General features: G+C 50.2%; 1 pseudogene. It reads right to left on the bottom strand.

Going from position 1 to position 215, the window contains the following annotated elements:
• Positions 1 to 215 (bottom strand): annotated as a pseudogene (locus AA84_RS0115485) (helix-turn-helix domain-containing protein); the annotation flags it as partial.

Here is a 215-nt window from a genome sequence, read left to right as displayed (position 1 = left end):
AGATGCGCTTCAATCCCACGATAGATGGTCGTATAACTGATCTTCCAAGGAGAATGATCCTGTTTAAGCCGCTGATCGATCTGTTCGGGAGACCACTGGTGATCAAGAATAAGCCGCTGAATCAAGTCGTGAAGTTCCGGATTAGCCAGTAGAGGTTGGCGGCAACATCCTTCGCGTCGTGCATGGTACTTTTCCTCGGCCTGTACGGACGAGTA

Source organism: Sporolactobacillus terrae DSM 11697 (genome assembly GCF_000648615.1).
In the GTDB taxonomy this organism is placed as follows: Bacteria; Bacillota; Bacilli; order Bacillales; family Sporolactobacillaceae; genus Sporolactobacillus; species Sporolactobacillus terrae.
The sequence above is the reverse complement of the archived record's forward strand: the minus strand, read 5'-3'. Positions and strand labels throughout refer to the sequence as shown.